Origin of the sequence: Treponema ruminis (assembly GCF_014201975.1) — a bacterium.
Classification (GTDB): domain Bacteria; phylum Spirochaetota; class Spirochaetia; order Treponematales; family Treponemataceae; genus Treponema_D; species Treponema_D ruminis.
This window is the reverse complement of record NZ_JACHFQ010000001.1, coordinates 406,943-424,885: the sequence shown is the minus strand read 5'-3', so window position 1 is coordinate 424,885 and position 17,943 is coordinate 406,943. Positions and strand designations below refer to the sequence as shown.

Sequence of the window (17,943 nt, the reverse complement as noted above, 5' to 3'; positions counted from 1 at the left end):
TTTTTGAATTCTTTCCTTCCAGTTTCAAAACAAGACCTTCTCGATCGCGGCATAAGCGAAGTTGACTTCGTTTTTGTTTCTGGTGACGCTTATGTTGACCATGCTTCTTTTGCATCGGCTCTGCTGGGGCGGCTCCTTGAGGCTAACGGCTACTCTGTGGCCATTTTGCCTCAGCCGGACTGGAAGAACGTCGAGGAATTCCGCAAATTTGGCAGGCCAAAGCTGGGATTTCTCGTCAGCGCTGGAGCCATGGACAGCATGGTTTCCAATTACACTGCAAACAACAAGCCCAGGAGCGAAGACGTCTATGCTCACGGCGGAGTTGCCGGACACAGACCGGACAGGGCGCTCATCACTTATGTTTCAAAAATCCGCGAGGCCTACAAGGGCGTAAATGTTTTAATCGGCGGAATCGAGGCCAGCTTGCGGCGCACTAGCCACTATGATTACTGGTCAAACACCGTGCGACGTTCAATTCTCCTTGATTCAAAGGCTGATTTGCTCATGTACGGCATGGGCGAGCACTCAATCCTTGAAATCGCGGCCAAGCTCCGGGAAGGCATTCCTGCAAAAGCAATTCGAGGCGTTCGCGGTACCGTCTGGTACACAAGCAAGACCGAAGAATTTCCGGAAAATGCCATAATGTTGCCTTCTTACGCTGAAATCAGCAAAAACACTCCCGAATGCAAGAAAATGTTTGCCGAAAGCTACCTCATTCAGGAGCAGAACACTGATGCCGTCAACGGCCGGCCTCTTGTTGAGCCTGTTGATGCCCGCTTCATCGTTCAGGAACCGGCGGCTTTCCCCCTTACAACCGAAGAATTTGACTCAATCTACGAGCTTCCCTTTACGCGAAAGTGGCACCCCATGTACGATCAGCCTGCTGAAAACGGCAAGACTGGAATCCCTGCCCTTTCCGAAGTTCAGTTCAGCCTTGTCAGCTCGCGGGGCTGCTTCGGTGCATGTTCTTTCTGTGCGATTACCTTCCATCAGGGCAGGCGCATTCAGGCACGGAGCCACGAAAGTCTTTTAAAAGAAGCAAAAATCATCACCGAAAATCCTGATTTCAAGGGCTACATTCACGATGTTGGCGGTCCGACGGCGAATTTCCGCCACGACGCCTGCCGCTTCCAGAAAGAACGCGGTGCATGTCAGAACAAGGACTGCATGGGAACAAATCCCTGCAAGAACGTGAACGTCGACCACACCGAATACGTCGAGCTTCTGCGTAAACTGCGCGCTCTTCCAAAAGTCAAAAAAGTCTTCATCCGCTCTGGAATCCGCTTTGACTATCTCATGATGGACAAGGACAAGACTTTCTTCAAGGAACTGGTCGAGCACCACATTTCGGGTCAGCTTAAAGTCGCTCCTGAGCACGTCTCAAACAAGCTGCTCCGTCTCATGCGAAAATCAAGCCACGAGCTTTACGAAAAATTTGCCGAAGAATACGCCGAATGGAACAGAAAACTGGGCAAAAAGCAGTATCTCGTGCCCTATTACATCTGCTCTCATCCGGGTGCAGGCTTGGCCGAAGCAATTGAAGTCGCCCTTTACCTCAAAAAAACTGGCTTCGTGCCTGATCAGGTTCAGGACTTCTACCCTACTCCGGGCAGTCTTTCAACCTGTATGTACTGGACTGGCTTAAATCCGCGTAACCGCCTCGAAAACGGTGAATTTGAGGAAGTTTATGTCGCGCGGGGAGCACATGAACGCCGTCTCCAGCGAGCCCTTCTGCAATTCAACCGCCGTGAAAACTGGCCTCTTGTAAAGGAAGCCCTCGAAAAAGCTGGCCGCAAAGATTTGATAAAGGTCCTTTTGAAGTAGAAAACATAAAATTTTCTTTAAAAATTTAAAAACCGCAGTTATAATTATCTTATATTAATTCTGCGGAGAGTGTCTTTTATGAAGAACCTTGAGATAAAGATAGCGTATCTTGATAAAGACTTGAAAATCATTGACCGGAACAAAGAATTCTACGGCTATTTTGAAAAGGTTGGTTTTTACTACACGAATTTTGAAGACCTTGTAATCCCAGAGCAGAGGGAAGCCTTTTCAGAATTCGTCAGGTCGACACGCAATCAGAATGATTTCCGCTCATTTACCTTCAAAAAAGAAAACGGAGAGACTCAGGACAACATCGTCACGGTCGGTAACGGAAGCCTCAGCGACAAAAAATATCTTACTCTTCGAATCTTTGAATTTTCAAAGGTTTTGGATTCCTTTCACGAAGTTGAGCTTGCCGAGCACCAGCTTAATTACGTTCTCGGCATTACAAGCGAGTATCTTTTCCTCTATCAAAAATCAACGAACAGGTTTAAAATCAGCAGCTTTTTGCAGAAGAGCAATGTCATACTCTACGATCAGGATATTGATTCCTGGAAAAAGAGCATTATCGAAGACGATTTAATCGATAAAAACGACATTCTTGAATTCGAAAGCAAAATTGATGAATTAAAGGCCTGCGACGAATCTTTTTCGATGACGATTACCACTTCCCTGCGCTTCAGTCACTCAATGTTCGAAAAACTCACTTTTAAGGGAGTAAGGCTTGAAGACAACGATGAAGTCTTTATGGTAGGCAGGATTTTGCCCGAATTCTACGTCGAACATGTTGAAAAATCCAGTGAAATTCTTCATGAATTGAAAATCGACTCGCTGACCGGAGTTTACAACAAAAAGACGGTAACTGATTTTGCCCACAAGCGCTTTGTTCCGGGCACAAAAGAAAACGCCATGCTCGTTATCGTTGACCTTGACCACTTTAAGCCAGTAAACGATGCCTACGGTCATCTTGCAGGTGACAAGGTCTTGAAAAAGGCCGGAGAAATCCTCAAGAAAATTGTCGGTGACGGCGGAATCATCGGCCGCTACGGTGGAGACGAATTCCTTCTGATTCTCGAAGACATGAATGATGAAAACACTTTCCGGGGAATTTTCCATGCTTTCATCAGTGACATCCGTGCAGCCTTTAAAAACGACTTTACCGACATAAAGCTCACGGCCTCCGTTGGTGCGGCAATGTACCCCAAAAACGGAAAGACTTTCGATGAATTGTTCAAAAAAGCTGATTTCTGTCTCTATCGTGCAAAAGACAAGGGCCGGGACCGATATGTCTTCTACCGCGACGACCTTCATGGCGAGCTTTACAAAAAGGCCAGCGAGGCAAAAACCGAGGGAATCAAATACGATGTGCGTGAAGTCCGGGAGCTAAAAAGCATGGCGGATTTCCTCTTGAACCTGAGAAGCCAGCCCAAAAATGCGGTCAAAACTGTCCTCGAGCACATGCTGAAAACTTACAATCTCGGCGCAATCAATATTTATTACGGCGAGGCTATGAAGAGGATTTTCTGTATGGGCGAAGAATCCCCTGCCCTTTCTGATGCCTGCTACGTCTATTCCAGGGAATTTGTGGAAGCCCTCGAAGGAAAGGCTTATATCAGGGTTGATTTTACCATCGAAATGACTAAAAATGCCCAGGCTTTCGGCTCGATTCTTGAAAAACGCGGCATACAGTCTTCGATTCAGTGCATTCTGGGAACTCTTGAAAAGCCGGTCGGACTTGTCACCTTTGACCGTCTTCAGGAAGGAGCCTTGTGGGCTGAATACGAAATGAACTGCTGCATCATGTTTGCCGCCGCCCTCAATCTTCTTCCAGACGGCGAAATTAAAGAAATTTTCGAGTAGATTTTATCTCGTTACGTTTCTAAGCCACTTGCCAGACTTAACCCGCCAGATTCCGCACAGAGTCTTTAAAAACTGTTCGGTTTCAAAACAAAGCATAATCTGCCAGGCAGGGCAGTTCCACCAGAAAGTCGCGGCACAGGCAAGAGGAATCGCAAGAAGCCACATCCAGCCGTTGTCAATCAGGAAAGAAAATACCGTGTCTCCGCCCGAACGACAGATTCCCACGATAATAAGCATGTTGAAGGCCCGGCTTGGATACATGCCCATGAGTACGAGCATCATTGACTGAGAAATGCTTATAATATGAGGACTTACGTTGAAGAGGAAGGGTAAAAGCCTTGAAAGCGGGAACAAAAGAATTCCGATTGCAGCGCCCATGACCGGCATGAACCAGCAGAATCTGTGTGCAAAGGCCCTCGCTCCTTCTTCTTCCCCAGCGCCGATTTTCTTTCCGAGAATAATGCCCGATGCGTTTCCCATTCCGATAAAAAATACCCAGGTGAGCTGGTTTACCGTGTTCATAATGCTGAAAGCGGCAAAAGAATCAGTTCCGGCGTGAGAAAAAATCGAATTCTGGGTAGTGATTCCAAGTCCCCAGAGGCTTTCTGAAATCAAAACCGGGCTCGCAATTTTTATCAGCTTTATGATGAAGGCCCTGTCAAAAGAAAGAAGTTCACGGACTTTTCCCATGACTTCAAATTTCCGTGCAAGTGCGACAGAAACCGTGATGACAGTCTCAATCAGTCGCGAAATTACTGTTGCAAGGGCGGCACCGGCAACTCCCATCCGTGGAATTCCCAGCGGCTCAAAACCGAAAATCAAGGCCGCATTGAGCACGACGTTTGTCACAAAGGAAATCGCTGTCGTAACCACAGGAAGGACGACGTGCTCGGTGCTTCGGAAAGACATCTGGCAGGAAGAAGCGATAGCAAAAAGCGGATAAGAGAAAGCGACAATCCGAAGATAGATGCTTCCCTCGCTGATTACCGCCTGGTCGCTGGTGTAGAGGCGGAGAAGCTTTTCTGGAATCAGGACAGAGCCTGCGAAAAAGACGAGCGAAACGGCAAAACAGACCGAAAGCATGATTCCAAAAGTCTTTCGGATGCCGGGAATATCACCCGCTCCCCAGAACTGCGAGATAAAAATCGTAGCGCCGGAAGAAACGCCGAAGCTGACCATAATCAGCATGAAGAAAATCTGATTTCCGAGTCCTACACTGGCAATGGCAATCTCGCCCAGCCGTCCGACCATGACCGTATCAATCATGTTCACGAAGGTCTGAAGGAGATTCTGCAAAATTATAGGAATCGCAATCGAGAAAAGAGTCTTGTAAAAACCAGTGAGAAGGGAATTTTTGTTCATAAATATAGAAAAAATGCCCCGCACGGATGCGGGGAAACAGCAGAGAGAGAATTTTCGTTAGAAAATTCTCGTACGAATCCGAAAATCCACGGATGGATTTTCGGTTCGCTAGTTTCTAAAACTGTGAATCGGTGCAGGAATTCTGCCGCCGCGGTTGATGAAGTCTGCGCAGCTGAATTTGCTTACAGGCATTACCGGGCAGCCGCCGAGCAAGCCGCCGAACTCAATCCATTCGCCTGCTTTTTTGCCAGGTGCCGGAATCAGGCGGACTGCGGTTGTCTTGTTATTGACCATACCGATTGCAAATTCGTCTGCCATGATGCCGGAGATTGTTGTTGCAGGTGTGTCGCCAGGAATTGCAATCATGTCCAAGCCGACTGAGCAGACTGTTGTCATGGCCTCAAGCTTTTCGAGGCAGATTGAGCCCTGTTTTACTGCGTTAATCATGCCCTCGTCTTCTGAGACTGGGATGAATGCGCCTGAAAGACCGCCTACGCTTGTTGAAGCCATTACGCCGCCTTTTTTAACCATGTCGGTGAGCATTGCAAGGGCTGCTGTTGTTCCAGGACATCCTGCTCCCTCAAGACCGATTTCCTCGAGGATTCGGGCAACTGAGTCACCTACAGCAGGAGTCGGTGCAAGTGAAAGGTCGAGGATACCGAAGTTGACGCCCAGGCGGTTTGCGGCCTCTGTTCCTACGAGCTGACCGAGACGGGTGATTTTGAAAGCCATTTTTTTGATGCCTTCTGCAAGTTCGTTGATTGGGCGGCCCTTGTATTCGCGGGCTGCGGCAAGGATTACGCCAGGGCCAGAAACGCCGACGTTGATTACAGAATCAGCTTCTCCCGGTCCGTGGAAAGCACCAGCCATGAAAGGATTGTCTTCCGGTGCATTGCAGAATACGACGAGCTTTGAACAGCCGTTTACTGCACAGTGTGCGCTGGCTTCTGAAGTCTTTTTGATTGTCTCGCCCATGAGTTTTACGGCATCCATGTTGATTCCTGATTTTGTAGAACCGACGTTGACGCTTGAGCAGACAAATTCAGTTGTAGCGAGGGACTCCGGGATGGAATCAATCAAAATGCGGTCAGCAGGAGTGATTCCTTTCTGAACGAGGGCAGAAAATCCGCCGATGAAGTTGATTCCAAGTTCGTGAGCACATTTATCGAGAGTCTTACAGTATTCGACATAAGATTTTGCTTCGCTGGCTCCGGCTACAAGGGCAATTGGAGTGACGGAGATACGCTTGTTGATGATTGGAACGCCAAGCTCTTTTTCAATATCCTGACCGACTTTAACAAGATTCCCAGCCTTGCGCATGATTTTGTCATAAATCCGCTGGTTGGCCTTTTTTGAATCTGAATCAGCACAGTCCAAAAGGGAAATACCCATTGTAATGCAGCGCACGTCGAGTTTGTGGCGCAAAAACATATTTACAGTTTCTTGAATTTCATTAGGTGAAAAGAGCATAAGTCCTCCGCTATTATTAGTCCTTATGATAGTATAAATCAGCGTATTATTCAAATAGATGTCGTTTTTTTCTATTGTGAACGGAATAGTCTGCTCTTATTATAATATTGTAGATTTTTAATTCGAGAGGTATCTTATGGCTTCAAATACACTTCCGTCAAAAAACACTTCGAAGTTTGACTCACTCCCAATCGCATTGCAGATGATTATCGGAATCGCAATCCTCTTGCTCATCGCTGCTGTTGGATTTGCCGTATTCTTCGCAGTTGATATTCTTCTTCTTGATTTTGACCCAATCGGCAAGCTCGCAAGCGCAATCTTTGGAAAATAATTTTTCTTCCTTTTAATAACTTTTGATTCTGAATTTTTAGGCCGCGTCTTCATGCAGGATGCGGCTTTTTTTGTCTTTATAAAGAATTATCCGCCTATTTTTTCAAAAAAAACTCAAATTTCTTAATTTTTTTTGCAAATTTCGCTTAAGTTAATTTTTCAAACTCCGACATTATAACTGTAGGGCACAAACTCCAATGGGTGGGCGCCTAACAATAAAGGCAACAGGTTTCTGAACGAAGACCTGTCGTTAAAAACCAGATAGTGATATAAGGAGATAAACTATGGTTATTAATCACAACATGAGTGCAATGTTTGCACAGCGTTCAACAGGTCTCACAGAGCTGAACAACACCAAGAACATGGAAAAGCTTTCATCAGGTATGAAAATCAACCGTGCTGGTGATGACGCTTCTGGACTTGCTGTTTCTGAGAAAATGAGAGCTCAGATTCGTGGTATGAACAAAGCTTCTGAGAACGCTCAGAACGCAATTTCATTCATCCAGACAACTGAAGGCTACCTCCAGGAAACAACTGACATCGTTCAGCGCATTCGTGAGCTTGCTGTTCAGTCTTCAAACGGTATCTACACAGACGAAGACCGCATGCAGATTCAGGTTGAAGTTTCTGCTCTCATCGCAGAAGTTGACCGCATCGCTTCACAGGCTCAGTTCAACGGTATGAACCTCTTGACAGGACGCTTCGCTCGCTCAACAGGTGAGAACTCAGTTACAGCTTCTATGTGGTTCCACGTTGGTGCAAACATGGATCAGCGCATCCAGGCTTACATTGGTACAATGACAGCTGGTGCTCTCGGACTCCGCAATGTTGGAAACGAGCAGATTATGTCTCTCGAGACTCCAGACGAAGCTAACCGCGCAATCGGTACTTTGGACGAAGCACTCAAAAAGATTAACAAACAGCGCGCAGACCTCGGTGCTTACCAGAACCGCCTCGAGAAAACAGTAGTTGGTCTCGACATCGGTGCTGAGAACCTCCAGGCTTCTGAATCACGCATCCGTGATACTGATATGGCTAAGGAAATGGTAGACTTCACAAAGAACCAGGTCCTCCAGCAGGCAGGAACAGCTATGATCGCTCAGGCAAACCAGCAGTCACAGTCTGTATTGAGCTTGCTCCGCTAAGCCAAATAGCTGCTTAAAAACAGCGAAGACCGCTCTCAGATGAGGGCGGTTCTTTTATTTTAAAGAAATTGTGTTTTATTGAAGAAATCCCATGGCATCCAGAATGATTGAGCTTGCCACTGTTGCCGCCGTTTCCGTGCGCAGGATCCGGCTTCCCATAGAACAGAGGGAAAAATCCGCACTTTCAAGCAAATCCCGCTCGCGTTCAGTCCAGCCCCGCTCGCTTCCGATTGCCGCAATCACCGAATGAGCCGATTCGTGAGCCAGAAAATCGTGCAATGAAGAAGATGCCCGCCTGTTATCCAAAGCGATTTTTGAGGCCATTTCCCATTCAGGAGAACTTGTTTTTAAAACCTGGTCCAGAGATTTTGCAACTTCAAGAAGAGGAACGTGGGTGCTGGCTGCCTGAGCCGTTCCGTCCAAAAGCATCTGGTATGCGCTTCCGTCGCTGACAACGTTTGATTCAAGATAAGATTTTTCGGTTAAATCTGTGCCGCAAAGAATGACTTTCTGCACGCCCAGCCCTGCCACGTCCCGCAAAAGGCGCCTGAGCTGAATGGGCCGCGGAAAACCGATAATCAGCGTGAGGGGGTAAAGCTTTTTGCCGGCTGTTTTTGGCTCAAAAGAAAAGGAAATTTCGCCATCTTCAGAAATCGAAGTGATTGTTGCGATTCCTGCTGCCCCGCCGATTATTCCTGCGTCAAAAGTGTCGCCTTCCTTTTTGTGAAGGACTTTGATAATGTGTTTTGCCCGTTCGTCATTTTTTTTGAGAGAATTCTTAATTTCTTCTGATTTAAAAAGGCATATATTCATGTATTTTCCCTTGTTTTCTTGTAAACTGTATTATACTATTTATTGTAGAATTAAGTAACTATGAAAAAGCTGCTAGTAAGCGTCCTCGCAATTGCATTTTTCTCTCTCTCTTCCTGCAATAACATAATGGATCAGGTGCAGGAAGGTCAGACAGGTACTCAAACAAGTACTCAAACAGGCACTGATAAAAGCGGACAATTAATCGAAGCAACGAAAACTTCCTCGGTTAAATATCAGCATGATGATGATAAGCCAAACATAATTGAAGTTTCATCTGATACATCAAAACTGGAAATTTCCGGGCTGAAAACCGGTCAAAAAATCTGGCTTTCAAGAACAAATCCCACAAATAAATCAATTTCTTCTATATATACGCGCTATGTTGACTCTGCATCAAACATTACACTTTCAAAAAACAAGAGTTCGTTTTCAAGAGAGGCCGTAGATTTAAGTCCGTCATTTTCATGCATGAGTCTTGATTTCAATGCCAGCCTTCCCTCTCTTGACCAGTTAGCTGACCGAAGCGCCTATTACGCAGCGGCCGGCACCGTGGAAGAAATAACGCCAGTGGTAAATGAGACTGAAAAAACAATTTACCTCGATAAGGATTCTAAAATAGAAAAATTTGAAAAAAAGAAAATCACTCTCCGGGCGATTGGAAAATATTGCTATGTCTGGGTTGCCGGTGATAAAGACGATACGACTTATTGGACTGATGGAGGTTTTGTAAAATCTACTCAGAATGTTAATTCTGAAATTGTGCAAAAAATGGCTGACTGTTTTGATAAAGTTTATCCGCTTGTAAGAAAAGTCTTCGGCAATGAATCAGATGAAATGTATTTTCAGGCTGGAATCGTCAGCATGAAGGATTACAGCGACACGGGCACAAAAGTCAACATCGTAATTCATGATATTGGAAATGATTTTGGTAATAATTCTAGCAGTGGAATGGTTGGTTATTTCCATGGAAAAGATTTTCATCATAATTTCACAGCCGGTAACTTGCAGTATTCAAATTCCGGTAAATACATTTATATTGATGCTTATTATGCTGCAAATAATACCAACACTGTTCTTTCGACCCTGGCACATGAATTTCAGCACATGATTCATTTCGGTATAAAAACAATAAATAAAAGACTTCCTCAGTCGACATCAGAAACTTACACTTGGTACAACGAAATGAAATCAATGCTTTGTGAAGACATAATGATGAATTATTTCAAAAAGCTTTTCCCGAAGGATTTTACCGAAGAAGATTCTCCTTTCCAGCGACTTCCCCTCTTCTGCCGATATTATCATGAGATTGGCCTTGAATATCAGTCCAGCGGAAACAAACTTTTATATTCCTATGCGAATAATTATGCTTTCGGGGCCTGGGCCATGCGCAATTACGGCGGACTTTATTTCGTTAAGCAGATGGCTACAAATGATTCTCTAGGTGTCGAATCGATTCAAGATGCAGCCGGAGTTTCAATCGAAGAAATGCTTAAGGAGTATACGGCGGCCTTACTGATTAAAAAAGAAGGTTACGGCTTCAATAAAAAAATAATCCTGTCAGATACCCCTGATTTTGCAGAATTCCTCTCGGACGATTATGATTATACGATTGACGCGATTGATTTGTGGAATCTCAGTAAAATTGTGTCAAAGTCATATTATGAAATTTTTCCTCCTATGATCTACTTCAAGGATCCCGGTCCGGTTTGCTTCGTTTATAACGCCCGGTACGATTTGCGGCCTTATGGCATTGGGCTTGTAAGCGTCGGTACGGTAAATTTTGCAGACGAAAACGAGTCAAGTGTCACCTTGAATTTCAATACAACGGGCATCGACAGCGCGCAAAAAACTTACATTATCATCGAATAGGCAGAGGCTAGAACTTTCGTTGCAAACAAAGCGATAAAACCGTAATATCCGCAGTTATCGACAAAGATTGCACTTTTCATTAAAATACCCTTCAGACAAAATTTTGGAGGAAAAAGATGAAAATGGTAAAAAGCATTGCGGCTCTTTCAGTTGTAGCTCTGGCTTTGATGGGCTGTGGCTCAAAGAACGCAACTATTAAATTTGGCTCAATCGGCCCTCTTTCTGGTCCTTACGCTGTTTACGGCGGTGACTGTAAAAACGGTATCGAACTTGCAGTAAATGAAATCAACGCTGCAGGCGGAATCAACGGTCAGCAGATTGAACTCATCGCAGAAGACGACGAAGGTGCTGCAGAAAAATCAGTTTCTGCATACAAAAAGCTCGTTACAAAAGACGGCGTAAAATTTATCTTCGGTTCGCTCACATCTGGTTGTGCAATTGCAATCAGCCCGCTCGCTCAGGCTCAGAAAGTAATTCAGATTGCTCCAGCTGCAACAGCACCAAAACTCACAGATGCTGGCAATTTCGTATTCCGTGCCTGCTACGATGACCCGTTCCAGGGCGTTGTTGGCGGAAAATTCGCTGCATCAAACCTGGGTGCAAGAACAGCAGCAGTTCTCTATGACATTTCAAATGACTATTCAGTTGGCCTCACAGAGAACTTCAAGTCTGCTTTCGAAGCAAACGGCGGCACACTCGTTTCAATCGAGACTTACTCAACTGGCGACAAAGACTTCAATGCTCAGCTCACAAAAATCAAGAATGCAAACCCGGATGTAGTTTATCTCCCGGATTACTATTCAACAGTTGCCCTCATCGTAAAACAGCTCCGCGCACAGGGAATCAACACTCCAATCGTTGGTGCTGACGGCTGGGACGGCCTCACAGAAAACGCTGGTGACGAGGTTCTCAACGGATTCTACTCAAACCACTACGCAGCAGACTCAACAGAGCCAAAAGTTAAGAATTTCGTAACAAACTACAAGGCAAAATACAGCCTCACACCAACAGCTTTCGCAGCTTTGGGATATGACTCAGTTTACATGCTCAAAGACGCAATCCTCAAAGCAGGCAAAACAGACAGCGAGTCAGTAAGAGCCGCACTTGAGGCAACAGACGGCGACTACGTTACAGGTCACCTCCGATTCAACGAAAAGCACAACCCGGTTAAGGGCGCCGTTATCGTTGAGCTCGTAAAAGGCAGCGACGGAAAACTTACAACAGTTTATAACACAACAGTTAATCCGTAACCGGCTTAAATAAAAACATGCTCCCAGCGGGAACATGCCACTTGAATCCACGGTTGTGCGTATAAGGTATCTGACTCGCTTACGCTCGCACGCACAAAGTGGATTCGTGGCATAACCCCGCTTCCGCATGTTTTTGCTCAATTTGATATGGATTAAATGTTGCTTTATCTTTATAATAAATGAGCTCGCAATGACGCGATTCGTTATTGCGGGCGTTTTTATTTTAAAATATAATAGAAAGGAAAAAGTATTTTCTGGAGAACACATTGAATTCAACTTCTATTTTTATTCAGCAGTTCGTGAACGGGCTTTCACTGGGAAGCATTTACGCGCTGATTGCGCTTGGCTATACAATGGTTTATGGAATCGTCAAACTGATTAACTTTGCCCACGGCGATGTAATGATGATTGGTGCCTACGCAGGCTATTTCGTGCTCACAGCTATGGGCACTACCGCTTTGGGAATGAGCCTTGCTTTTGTTGCGGCCATGGTAACTTGCGCGCTTTTGATTATCTTGATTGAGCGCGTTGCATATCGTCCGCTCCGCTCTGCCCCACGACTCAACTCTCTTATCACGGCAATTGCCATCGAGCTGATTTTGCAGAACCTCATGCGGGTTCTTCCTTTTGTCGGCCCTAACCCACGCCAGTATCCTACAATGGCAACAGTCAACTTCAACTGGGGACTGGTTTCAATCTCGAACATTCAGGTCGTCGTAATTCTTTTGAGTGCGGCCCTCATGATTATCCTCAATTATATCGTAAACTACACAAAGGTCGGCAAGGCGATGAAGGCCGTTTCCTTTGACATGGGAGCTTCAAGCCTCATGGGAATCAACGTAAACAAAATCATCACGCTCACTTTCGTAATCGGCTCAGTCTTAGCTGGTGCGGGCGGTGTTCTTTACGCTACGGCTTATCCTCAGATTGACCCTATGATGGGCTACATTCCAGGCCTCAAGGCTTTCGTTGCGGCAGTTTTGGGCGGAATCGGCTCAATTCCGGGCGCAATGGTCGGCGGCATGATTCTTGGAATCGCAGAGACAATGGTAAAGGCCTACTTCCCTGCCCCACAGTACGCAGATGCAATTTCTTACTGTATCCTGATTCTGATTCTGTTGGTTAAACCGGCAGGCCTTCTGGGAAAACGCACAAGGGTAAAGGTTTAAGGAGCGGCAGACATGAAAAACATTCAGACAAGAAATACTTTGATTTTAACAGGAATCGCCCTTTTTGCGATTGTCGTGCCCTTCCTTTTGATCCGGGCAAACATCATCAACGCATACACGGCTTATGTAATCACACTCGCCGGAATCAACGCGATTATGGCGATTTCAGTAAACGTAGTCAGTGGAATCACAGGGCAGCTCACCCTGGGTCAGTGTGCTTTTGAGGCAGTCGGTGCCTACATGACCATGATTCTCGCACAGGATGTTGGAATTCCTCTTCCAATCGCGATGATTATCGCTCCTCTCGTTGCGGCTTTCCTGGGATTTTTAATCGGCTTCCCTACCCTCAAGCTTGAAGGCGACTATCTTGCAATCGTAACTCTGGCTTTCGGTGAAATCATCCGCGTCGTTCTGGTAAACCTCAAACCTGTAACTGGCGGCCCGAACGGAAAGAGCTTCAAATTCTCCTTCCTGCGTGACAGCCTCGACTGGGGTGCAAGCCTTTCTTACCTGGTAATCATCGGCGCGCTGGTTTTGATTATCGTCTTCCTTCAGAACTTCCTCCGCTCAAGCTACGGCCGGGCAATCATGGCAGTCCGCGAAGACGAAATTGCGGCAAACTCAAACGGTGTCAGCGTTTTCAAATACAAGATGATTGGTTTCGTCGCCGGTGCCTTTATCGGCGGTATCGGTGGCGCACTCTACGCTCCTTTCATCGGTCTTATCAAGCCGGAACTTGCTTCTTTCAACAACTCAATCAACGCCCTCATTTTCGTAGTTTTGGGCGGCATGGGCTCAATCACAGGCTCAGTTATCGCGGCATTCGTACTCACTTACATGCAGGAATTCTTGCGCTTCATGCAGAACTACCGCCTGCTTTTGTACCCGGTAATTTTGATTCTCGTAATGCTCTTCCGTCCGCAGGGCTTGCTGGGCATGAAGGAACTTTCTTTCATCAAATGCTGGGACGGACTTCCTGGACTGATTAAAAAAATCAAGGCAAAAAAACTTGCAAAAGCTGAAACAAACGAAGGAGGCGCAAAATGAGCGAAAAGAGACCAATTTTAACCGCTTCCGACATTTCAATTGTATTCGGCGGATTGCGTGCCGTCAGTGACTTGAACATGGAGCTGACAAAAGGCGAACTCGTCGGCTTAATCGGCCCAAACGGCGCCGGAAAAACTACAGTTTTTAACATGCTTTCCGGGGTTTACACACCAACCAGCGGTCAGATTACTTACATCGACAAAAAGAATCATCTTCACATCGTAAACAAGATGACACCGGCTCAGCTCAACAAAATCGGAATTGCGCGTACATTCCAGAACATCCGCCTTTTCGGAAACTTGACTGTAGCTGACAATGTACGAATCGCAATGCACGCCCAGAGAAAGGCAAATCCACTCCACATCCTCTTCCGTACTTCAAAATTCCGCAAGGACGAGGAAATGATGACGAATCAGGTCCGCAGCCTTTTGAAACTCTTCGGGCTTGCAGAAAAAGAGAATGAGCTTGCCAAAAACCTTCCATACGGTGAGCAGAGAAAGCTTGAAATTTGCCGTGCACTTGCAAGCCAGCCGCAGATTTTGCTTCTGGACGAACCGGCTGCCGGCATGAACCCGCAGGAGACAAAGGAACTCATGGAACTTATTTCCTTTATCCGCAAGGAATTCCACCTCACAATCCTTTTGATTGAGCACGACATGAAGCTGGTTATGGGAATCTGCGAAAGGCTTTACGTTTTGAACTACGGTCGGGTTCTCGCAACAGGCAAACCAGAAGAAATCCAGCAGAATCCTGAAGTTATAAAAGCGTATTTGGGTGCTGATGCAGCGGGGGGAAAATAATGGAAAACATGCTTGAAGTAAAAGATTTAAAAGTTTCTTACGGTTCGATTCTTGCGCTCAAGGGAATTTCTTTTGACGTCAAAAAGGGCGAAATCATTTCTTTGATTGGCGCGAACGGAGCAGGGAAGACGACAACTCTTCATTCAATCTCAAACCTGATTAAAAAACAGAGCGGAAGTGTCACATTCAAGGGCGAGGACATCACGAACACAAATCCTGACAAAATCGTAAAGGCCGGACTGATTCACGTTCCTGAAGGCCGCCGGGTTTTCGCAAACCTTACTGTTAAGGAAAATCTTGAAATGGGTGCCTACTTGCGCAACGACACGGCTCAGATTAAAGCAGACCTGGAACATGTTTACGAGCTTTTCCCGCGCTTGCGTGAGCGTGCAAAGCAGCTTGCAGGAACCCTTTCCGGCGGCGAACAGCAGATGCTTGCAATGGGTCGGGGTCTCATGTCAAAGCCTGAACTGCTTCTTCTGGATGAGCCGAGTATGGGTCTTGCACCGATTCTGGTTGACGAGATTTTTGACATCATTCAGAAAATCAACAAGGACGGAACGACAATCTTGCTCGTAGAACAGAACGCATTCAAGGCGATGAGCATTGCAAACCGCGTTTACATTCTTGAGACAGGAGAAGTTTCTGCCTCTGGTGACGCCAGCGTAATGATTCACGACGAGAGCGTCAAAAAGGCATATTTGGGCGGCTAAAGCGCTAGGGATTGGAGCACCGCCGCAGGCGTACCGCTTGCGGTATGGAGCGATAGCGGAAGTGCGGAAAGCCCGACGGCGAAGCCGTAGCGCCCAAATGCTAAAAATCTCTGCTTCCGAAACTTGCAATCAGCTCCTTGTGGGTTGAAAAGCCTGTCTTGTTGTAAATGCGGCTGATGCAGTTTTCGACGGTGCGCTTGTTAATCCCAAGTTCTTCCGCAATCTGAACATTGGATTTATTCTGCAAAATCAAGCGGAGAATCTCGTTTTCGCGCTGAGTGAACTGGGATAGAGTTTTTTCAAAAGTAACAAGATTCGGGGCAATTTCCGGATCAACATAACGCTTTCCCAGAACGGCATTTTCAAGGGCGTTTTTGAGTTCCGCTTCGTCGCTCATTTTGGAAACAAAGCCGTCACAGCCCGCTTCCAAGGCTCCGCTCACAATGCTGCCGGCTGAATGCATGGAATAGACCACAATCCTTACGGACGGAAAGGCGGAACGGCAGTTTTTAATCAAGGAAAGACCGTTTTCTACGCTGCCTTCGATATTCAAATCAGTAATCAGGACAGAAGGAAGACCGCCTTCGCCCTGAGAGCGCATGGCATCAAAAAAATCCCTTGCATTTGAAGAGTAACCGATACATTCAAAATCAGAATGTTCCGCGAGAAAGCCCATGATTCCCTGCCTCATGAGGCTGTGGTCTTCTACAACATAGAAAGTCTTGTTCATTTTTCAAAAACTCCAATGGGAATAAAAAGCAGAATCCTTGTGCCAAGGCCTGGTTCAGAAAAAACAGAAAGCGTGCCACCCGTCTGAGCCGCACGCATTTTCATTCCCTTTAAGCCGAAGTGAGAAGATTTATCCGATGTCAAAAGATTTTCGGGAGTAAAGCCCCTGCCGTCATCCTCTATATATAGGTATAGCCCCCCCCCCGTTCGTTCTTATAGTCTTTTCTGGCAAAAACCGAAACCTCACAAGTGCCGGCGTGTTTCTGAATGTTGGTAAGCGATTCCTGCACGATCCGGTAAATGCTAAGTTTCTGCAATTCGGAAAGAAAGTTTGAGTCCAAAAGTCGGGAAGCCTCTTCCTTAAAGAAAAAAGAAACTTCAAAGCCTGTTTTATTCTTAAAATTATAGCACAAAGAATGTAGGGCGGAAGAAAGTGACTGACCCGAAAGCTCCGGCGGAACAATCGAATAGCATATTGAGCGGATTTGTGTAATGCACTTTAAAAGAAGCTCCCTTGTCTCACAAACTGGCTTGTCACTCTCTAAAAAAGTGACGGCTGCCTTTAAATCCTGAGCCACGGTGTCGTGAAGTTCGGCGGAAATTCGTGAGCGTTCTTCTTCCTGCGCGTTAAGCACATGCGAGGCATATTCCGCAGTTTCCTTCTGGCTGTCATCTGCAAGCCGCATTTTGATTAAAACGGCAATAATTGCAACGAGGGCTGCAAAAAAGACAAGTGCAAGTATGATAAAAAAGAGGATGAAAGTCTGAACTATGCCGTACAAAGCCTGTGCATCGTTGGCAAGGCTGGACATATCAAAAAGATTAGGCATAATTCATTTTAGCACGGAAAGAGAGTTTTTTTAAGAGCAGGTAGAGCCCCCAGCCTGCGAAAGTGCAGATTAAGCGGTCAAGAACCGTAACAGGGATTCGCGTGATAAAACAGGCAAGAAAGAGCCCGCTGTTGCCGCCAAGAAAGGCCTGGACAAAAAGCGTTACAGGATTTGAATAAATCTGATTGTTAAAGATGATTCTCTGTGCGGTTTCAATTCCTGCTCCAATCAGGCTTGAGGCAAATGATGAAACAAGCACAATCAAAAGAAGGTAAAGGACGGTAAGAAGCCTGCAGCTCCTGAAATTTGAGTTTTTATAGATAAATACCCAGGTGCAAAAAGCGATTACAAGACCGCAGAGGGCGTACATCATATCCCAGGGATAGGCAGGATTTCCCATTAGAACCATGAGTAAGACGCGTAAAACGTTATAAAAGCCTGCGACAATAAGCCCAGGCACAAGACCTGCATAAAAAACAGTCACGACCGTACCGATTGTATCCAGAAAAAGCGGAACATGAAGCATATCGCCGAAAAAATACGCGCTTGCAAGGTTAAAAAGAAGGGCGAGAAGGCAGAGAAGGATTGTTTTTATGAGAGAAATGTAAATTTTGTTTGTCGAACAGCTCATGGAAAGATTATACATTTTTTTGAAAACTTGAGGGGCTGTCCAAAAAGTATATGTCATTGCCGTACTCGACACGGCATTCTGTTGCAACATAAGCAAATAGA

General features: G+C 45.9%; 17 protein-coding genes. 10 read left to right on the top strand and 7 right to left on the bottom strand.

Going from position 1 to position 17,943, the window contains the following annotated elements:
- Positions 1–3 precede the first annotated feature (3 nt).
- Together HNP76_RS01680 and HNP76_RS01675 are read left to right on the top strand one after the other, a co-directional pair.
- A complete protein-coding gene (locus HNP76_RS01680) occupies positions 4–1,824 on the top strand; it encodes a YgiQ family radical SAM protein (RefSeq protein ID WP_184656820.1) in 1,821 nt (606 codons plus the stop codon).
- 78 nt (positions 1,825–1,902) lie between these two features.
- Positions 1,903–3,684, top strand: a complete 1,782-nt coding sequence (locus tag HNP76_RS01675) for a GGDEF domain-containing protein (RefSeq protein WP_184656818.1) — start codon at positions 1,903–1,905, stop codon at positions 3,682–3,684.
- 3 nt (positions 3,685–3,687) lie between these two features.
- Here HNP76_RS01675 and HNP76_RS01670 read toward each other — a convergent pair whose 3' ends face one another.
- Together HNP76_RS01670 and HNP76_RS01665 are read right to left on the bottom strand one after the other, a co-directional pair.
- Entirely contained in the window at positions 3,688–5,046 is a 1,359-nt protein-coding gene (locus HNP76_RS01670) for an MATE family efflux transporter (protein ID WP_184656816.1), read from the bottom strand.
- A gap of 108 nt (positions 5,047–5,154) precedes the next feature.
- Positions 5,155–6,516, bottom strand: coding sequence for a PFL family protein (locus HNP76_RS01665; RefSeq protein WP_184656814.1), 1,362 nt, complete (start codon positions 6,514–6,516; stop codon positions 5,155–5,157).
- A gap of 136 nt (positions 6,517–6,652) precedes the next feature.
- On the opposite strand from HNP76_RS01665, the gene HNP76_RS01660 reads away from it, so the two are divergent.
- Both HNP76_RS01660 and HNP76_RS01655 read left to right on the top strand, forming a co-directional pair.
- Positions 6,653–6,847 carry a hypothetical protein gene (locus HNP76_RS01660; protein WP_184656812.1) on the top strand — a complete coding sequence of 65 codons (195 nt, stop codon included), beginning with the start codon at positions 6,653–6,655 and terminating at the stop codon, positions 6,845–6,847.
- A 283-nt stretch (positions 6,848–7,130) separates the two neighbouring features.
- Positions 7,131–7,991: a flagellin N-terminal helical domain-containing protein gene (locus tag HNP76_RS01655; protein WP_184656810.1), complete on the top strand. Its 861-nt coding sequence runs from the start codon at positions 7,131–7,133 to the stop codon at positions 7,989–7,991.
- Positions 7,992–8,066: 75 nt separating this feature from the next.
- Here HNP76_RS01655 and HNP76_RS01650 read toward each other — a convergent pair whose 3' ends face one another.
- Positions 8,067–8,804, bottom strand: coding sequence for an RsmE family RNA methyltransferase (locus HNP76_RS01650; protein ID WP_184656808.1), 738 nt, complete (start codon positions 8,802–8,804; stop codon positions 8,067–8,069).
- A 60-nt stretch (positions 8,805–8,864) separates the two neighbouring features.
- Between HNP76_RS01650 and HNP76_RS01645 the strand changes: the two genes are divergently transcribed.
- The 6 genes from HNP76_RS01645 (at position 8,865) to HNP76_RS01620 (ending at position 15,652) form a co-directional block, all read left to right on the top strand.
- Complete coding sequence (locus tag HNP76_RS01645) at positions 8,865–10,673, top strand: M30 family metallopeptidase (protein WP_184656806.1); 1,809 nt, start codon at positions 8,865–8,867, stop codon at positions 10,671–10,673.
- 116 nt (positions 10,674–10,789) lie between these two features.
- Entirely contained in the window at positions 10,790–11,923 is a 1,134-nt protein-coding gene (locus HNP76_RS01640; RefSeq protein WP_184656804.1) for an ABC transporter substrate-binding protein, read from the top strand.
- 266 nt (positions 11,924–12,189) lie between these two features.
- Positions 12,190–13,092 (top strand): branched-chain amino acid ABC transporter permease, encoded by a 903-nt coding sequence (locus HNP76_RS01635; RefSeq protein ID WP_184656802.1) that lies wholly within the window; start codon positions 12,190–12,192, stop codon positions 13,090–13,092.
- A gap of 12 nt (positions 13,093–13,104) precedes the next feature.
- Positions 13,105–14,139 carry a branched-chain amino acid ABC transporter permease gene (locus HNP76_RS01630; protein WP_184656800.1) on the top strand — a complete coding sequence of 345 codons (1,035 nt, stop codon included), beginning with the start codon at positions 13,105–13,107 and terminating at the stop codon, positions 14,137–14,139.
- The gene (locus HNP76_RS01625; protein ID WP_184656798.1) at positions 14,136–14,939 is read left to right on the top strand and encodes an ABC transporter ATP-binding protein; all 804 of its coding nucleotides are present in this window, start codon (positions 14,136–14,138) and stop codon (positions 14,937–14,939) included. The genes HNP76_RS01630 and HNP76_RS01625 overlap by 4 nt, the downstream gene beginning before the upstream one ends.
- Positions 14,940–14,947: 8 nt before the next feature.
- Positions 14,948–15,652, top strand: a complete 705-nt coding sequence (locus tag HNP76_RS01620; protein WP_184657174.1) for an ABC transporter ATP-binding protein — start codon at positions 14,948–14,950, stop codon at positions 15,650–15,652.
- Between the two features lie 100 nt (positions 15,653–15,752).
- Here HNP76_RS01620 and HNP76_RS01615 read toward each other — a convergent pair whose 3' ends face one another.
- Genes HNP76_RS01615 through HNP76_RS01605 form a run of 4 tightly spaced genes read right to left on the bottom strand, consistent with a single transcriptional unit; the run spans position 15,753 to position 17,842 of the window.
- Positions 15,753–16,382, bottom strand: a complete 630-nt coding sequence (locus HNP76_RS01615; RefSeq protein WP_184656796.1) for a response regulator — start codon at positions 16,380–16,382, stop codon at positions 15,753–15,755.
- Positions 16,379–16,525, bottom strand: coding sequence for an ATP-binding protein (locus HNP76_RS14495; RefSeq protein WP_375781882.1), 147 nt, complete (start codon positions 16,523–16,525; stop codon positions 16,379–16,381). Before HNP76_RS14495 ends, HNP76_RS01615 begins: the two co-directional genes overlap by 4 nt.
- 35 nt (positions 16,526–16,560) lie before the next feature.
- Complete coding sequence (locus tag HNP76_RS01610; RefSeq protein ID WP_184656794.1) at positions 16,561–17,211, bottom strand: sensor histidine kinase; 651 nt, start codon at positions 17,209–17,211, stop codon at positions 16,561–16,563.
- Entirely contained in the window at positions 17,204–17,842 is a 639-nt protein-coding gene (locus HNP76_RS01605; RefSeq protein WP_184656791.1) for a hypothetical protein, read from the bottom strand. Before HNP76_RS01605 ends, HNP76_RS01610 begins: the two co-directional genes overlap by 8 nt.
- Between the last annotated feature and the right edge of the window lie 101 nt (positions 17,843–17,943).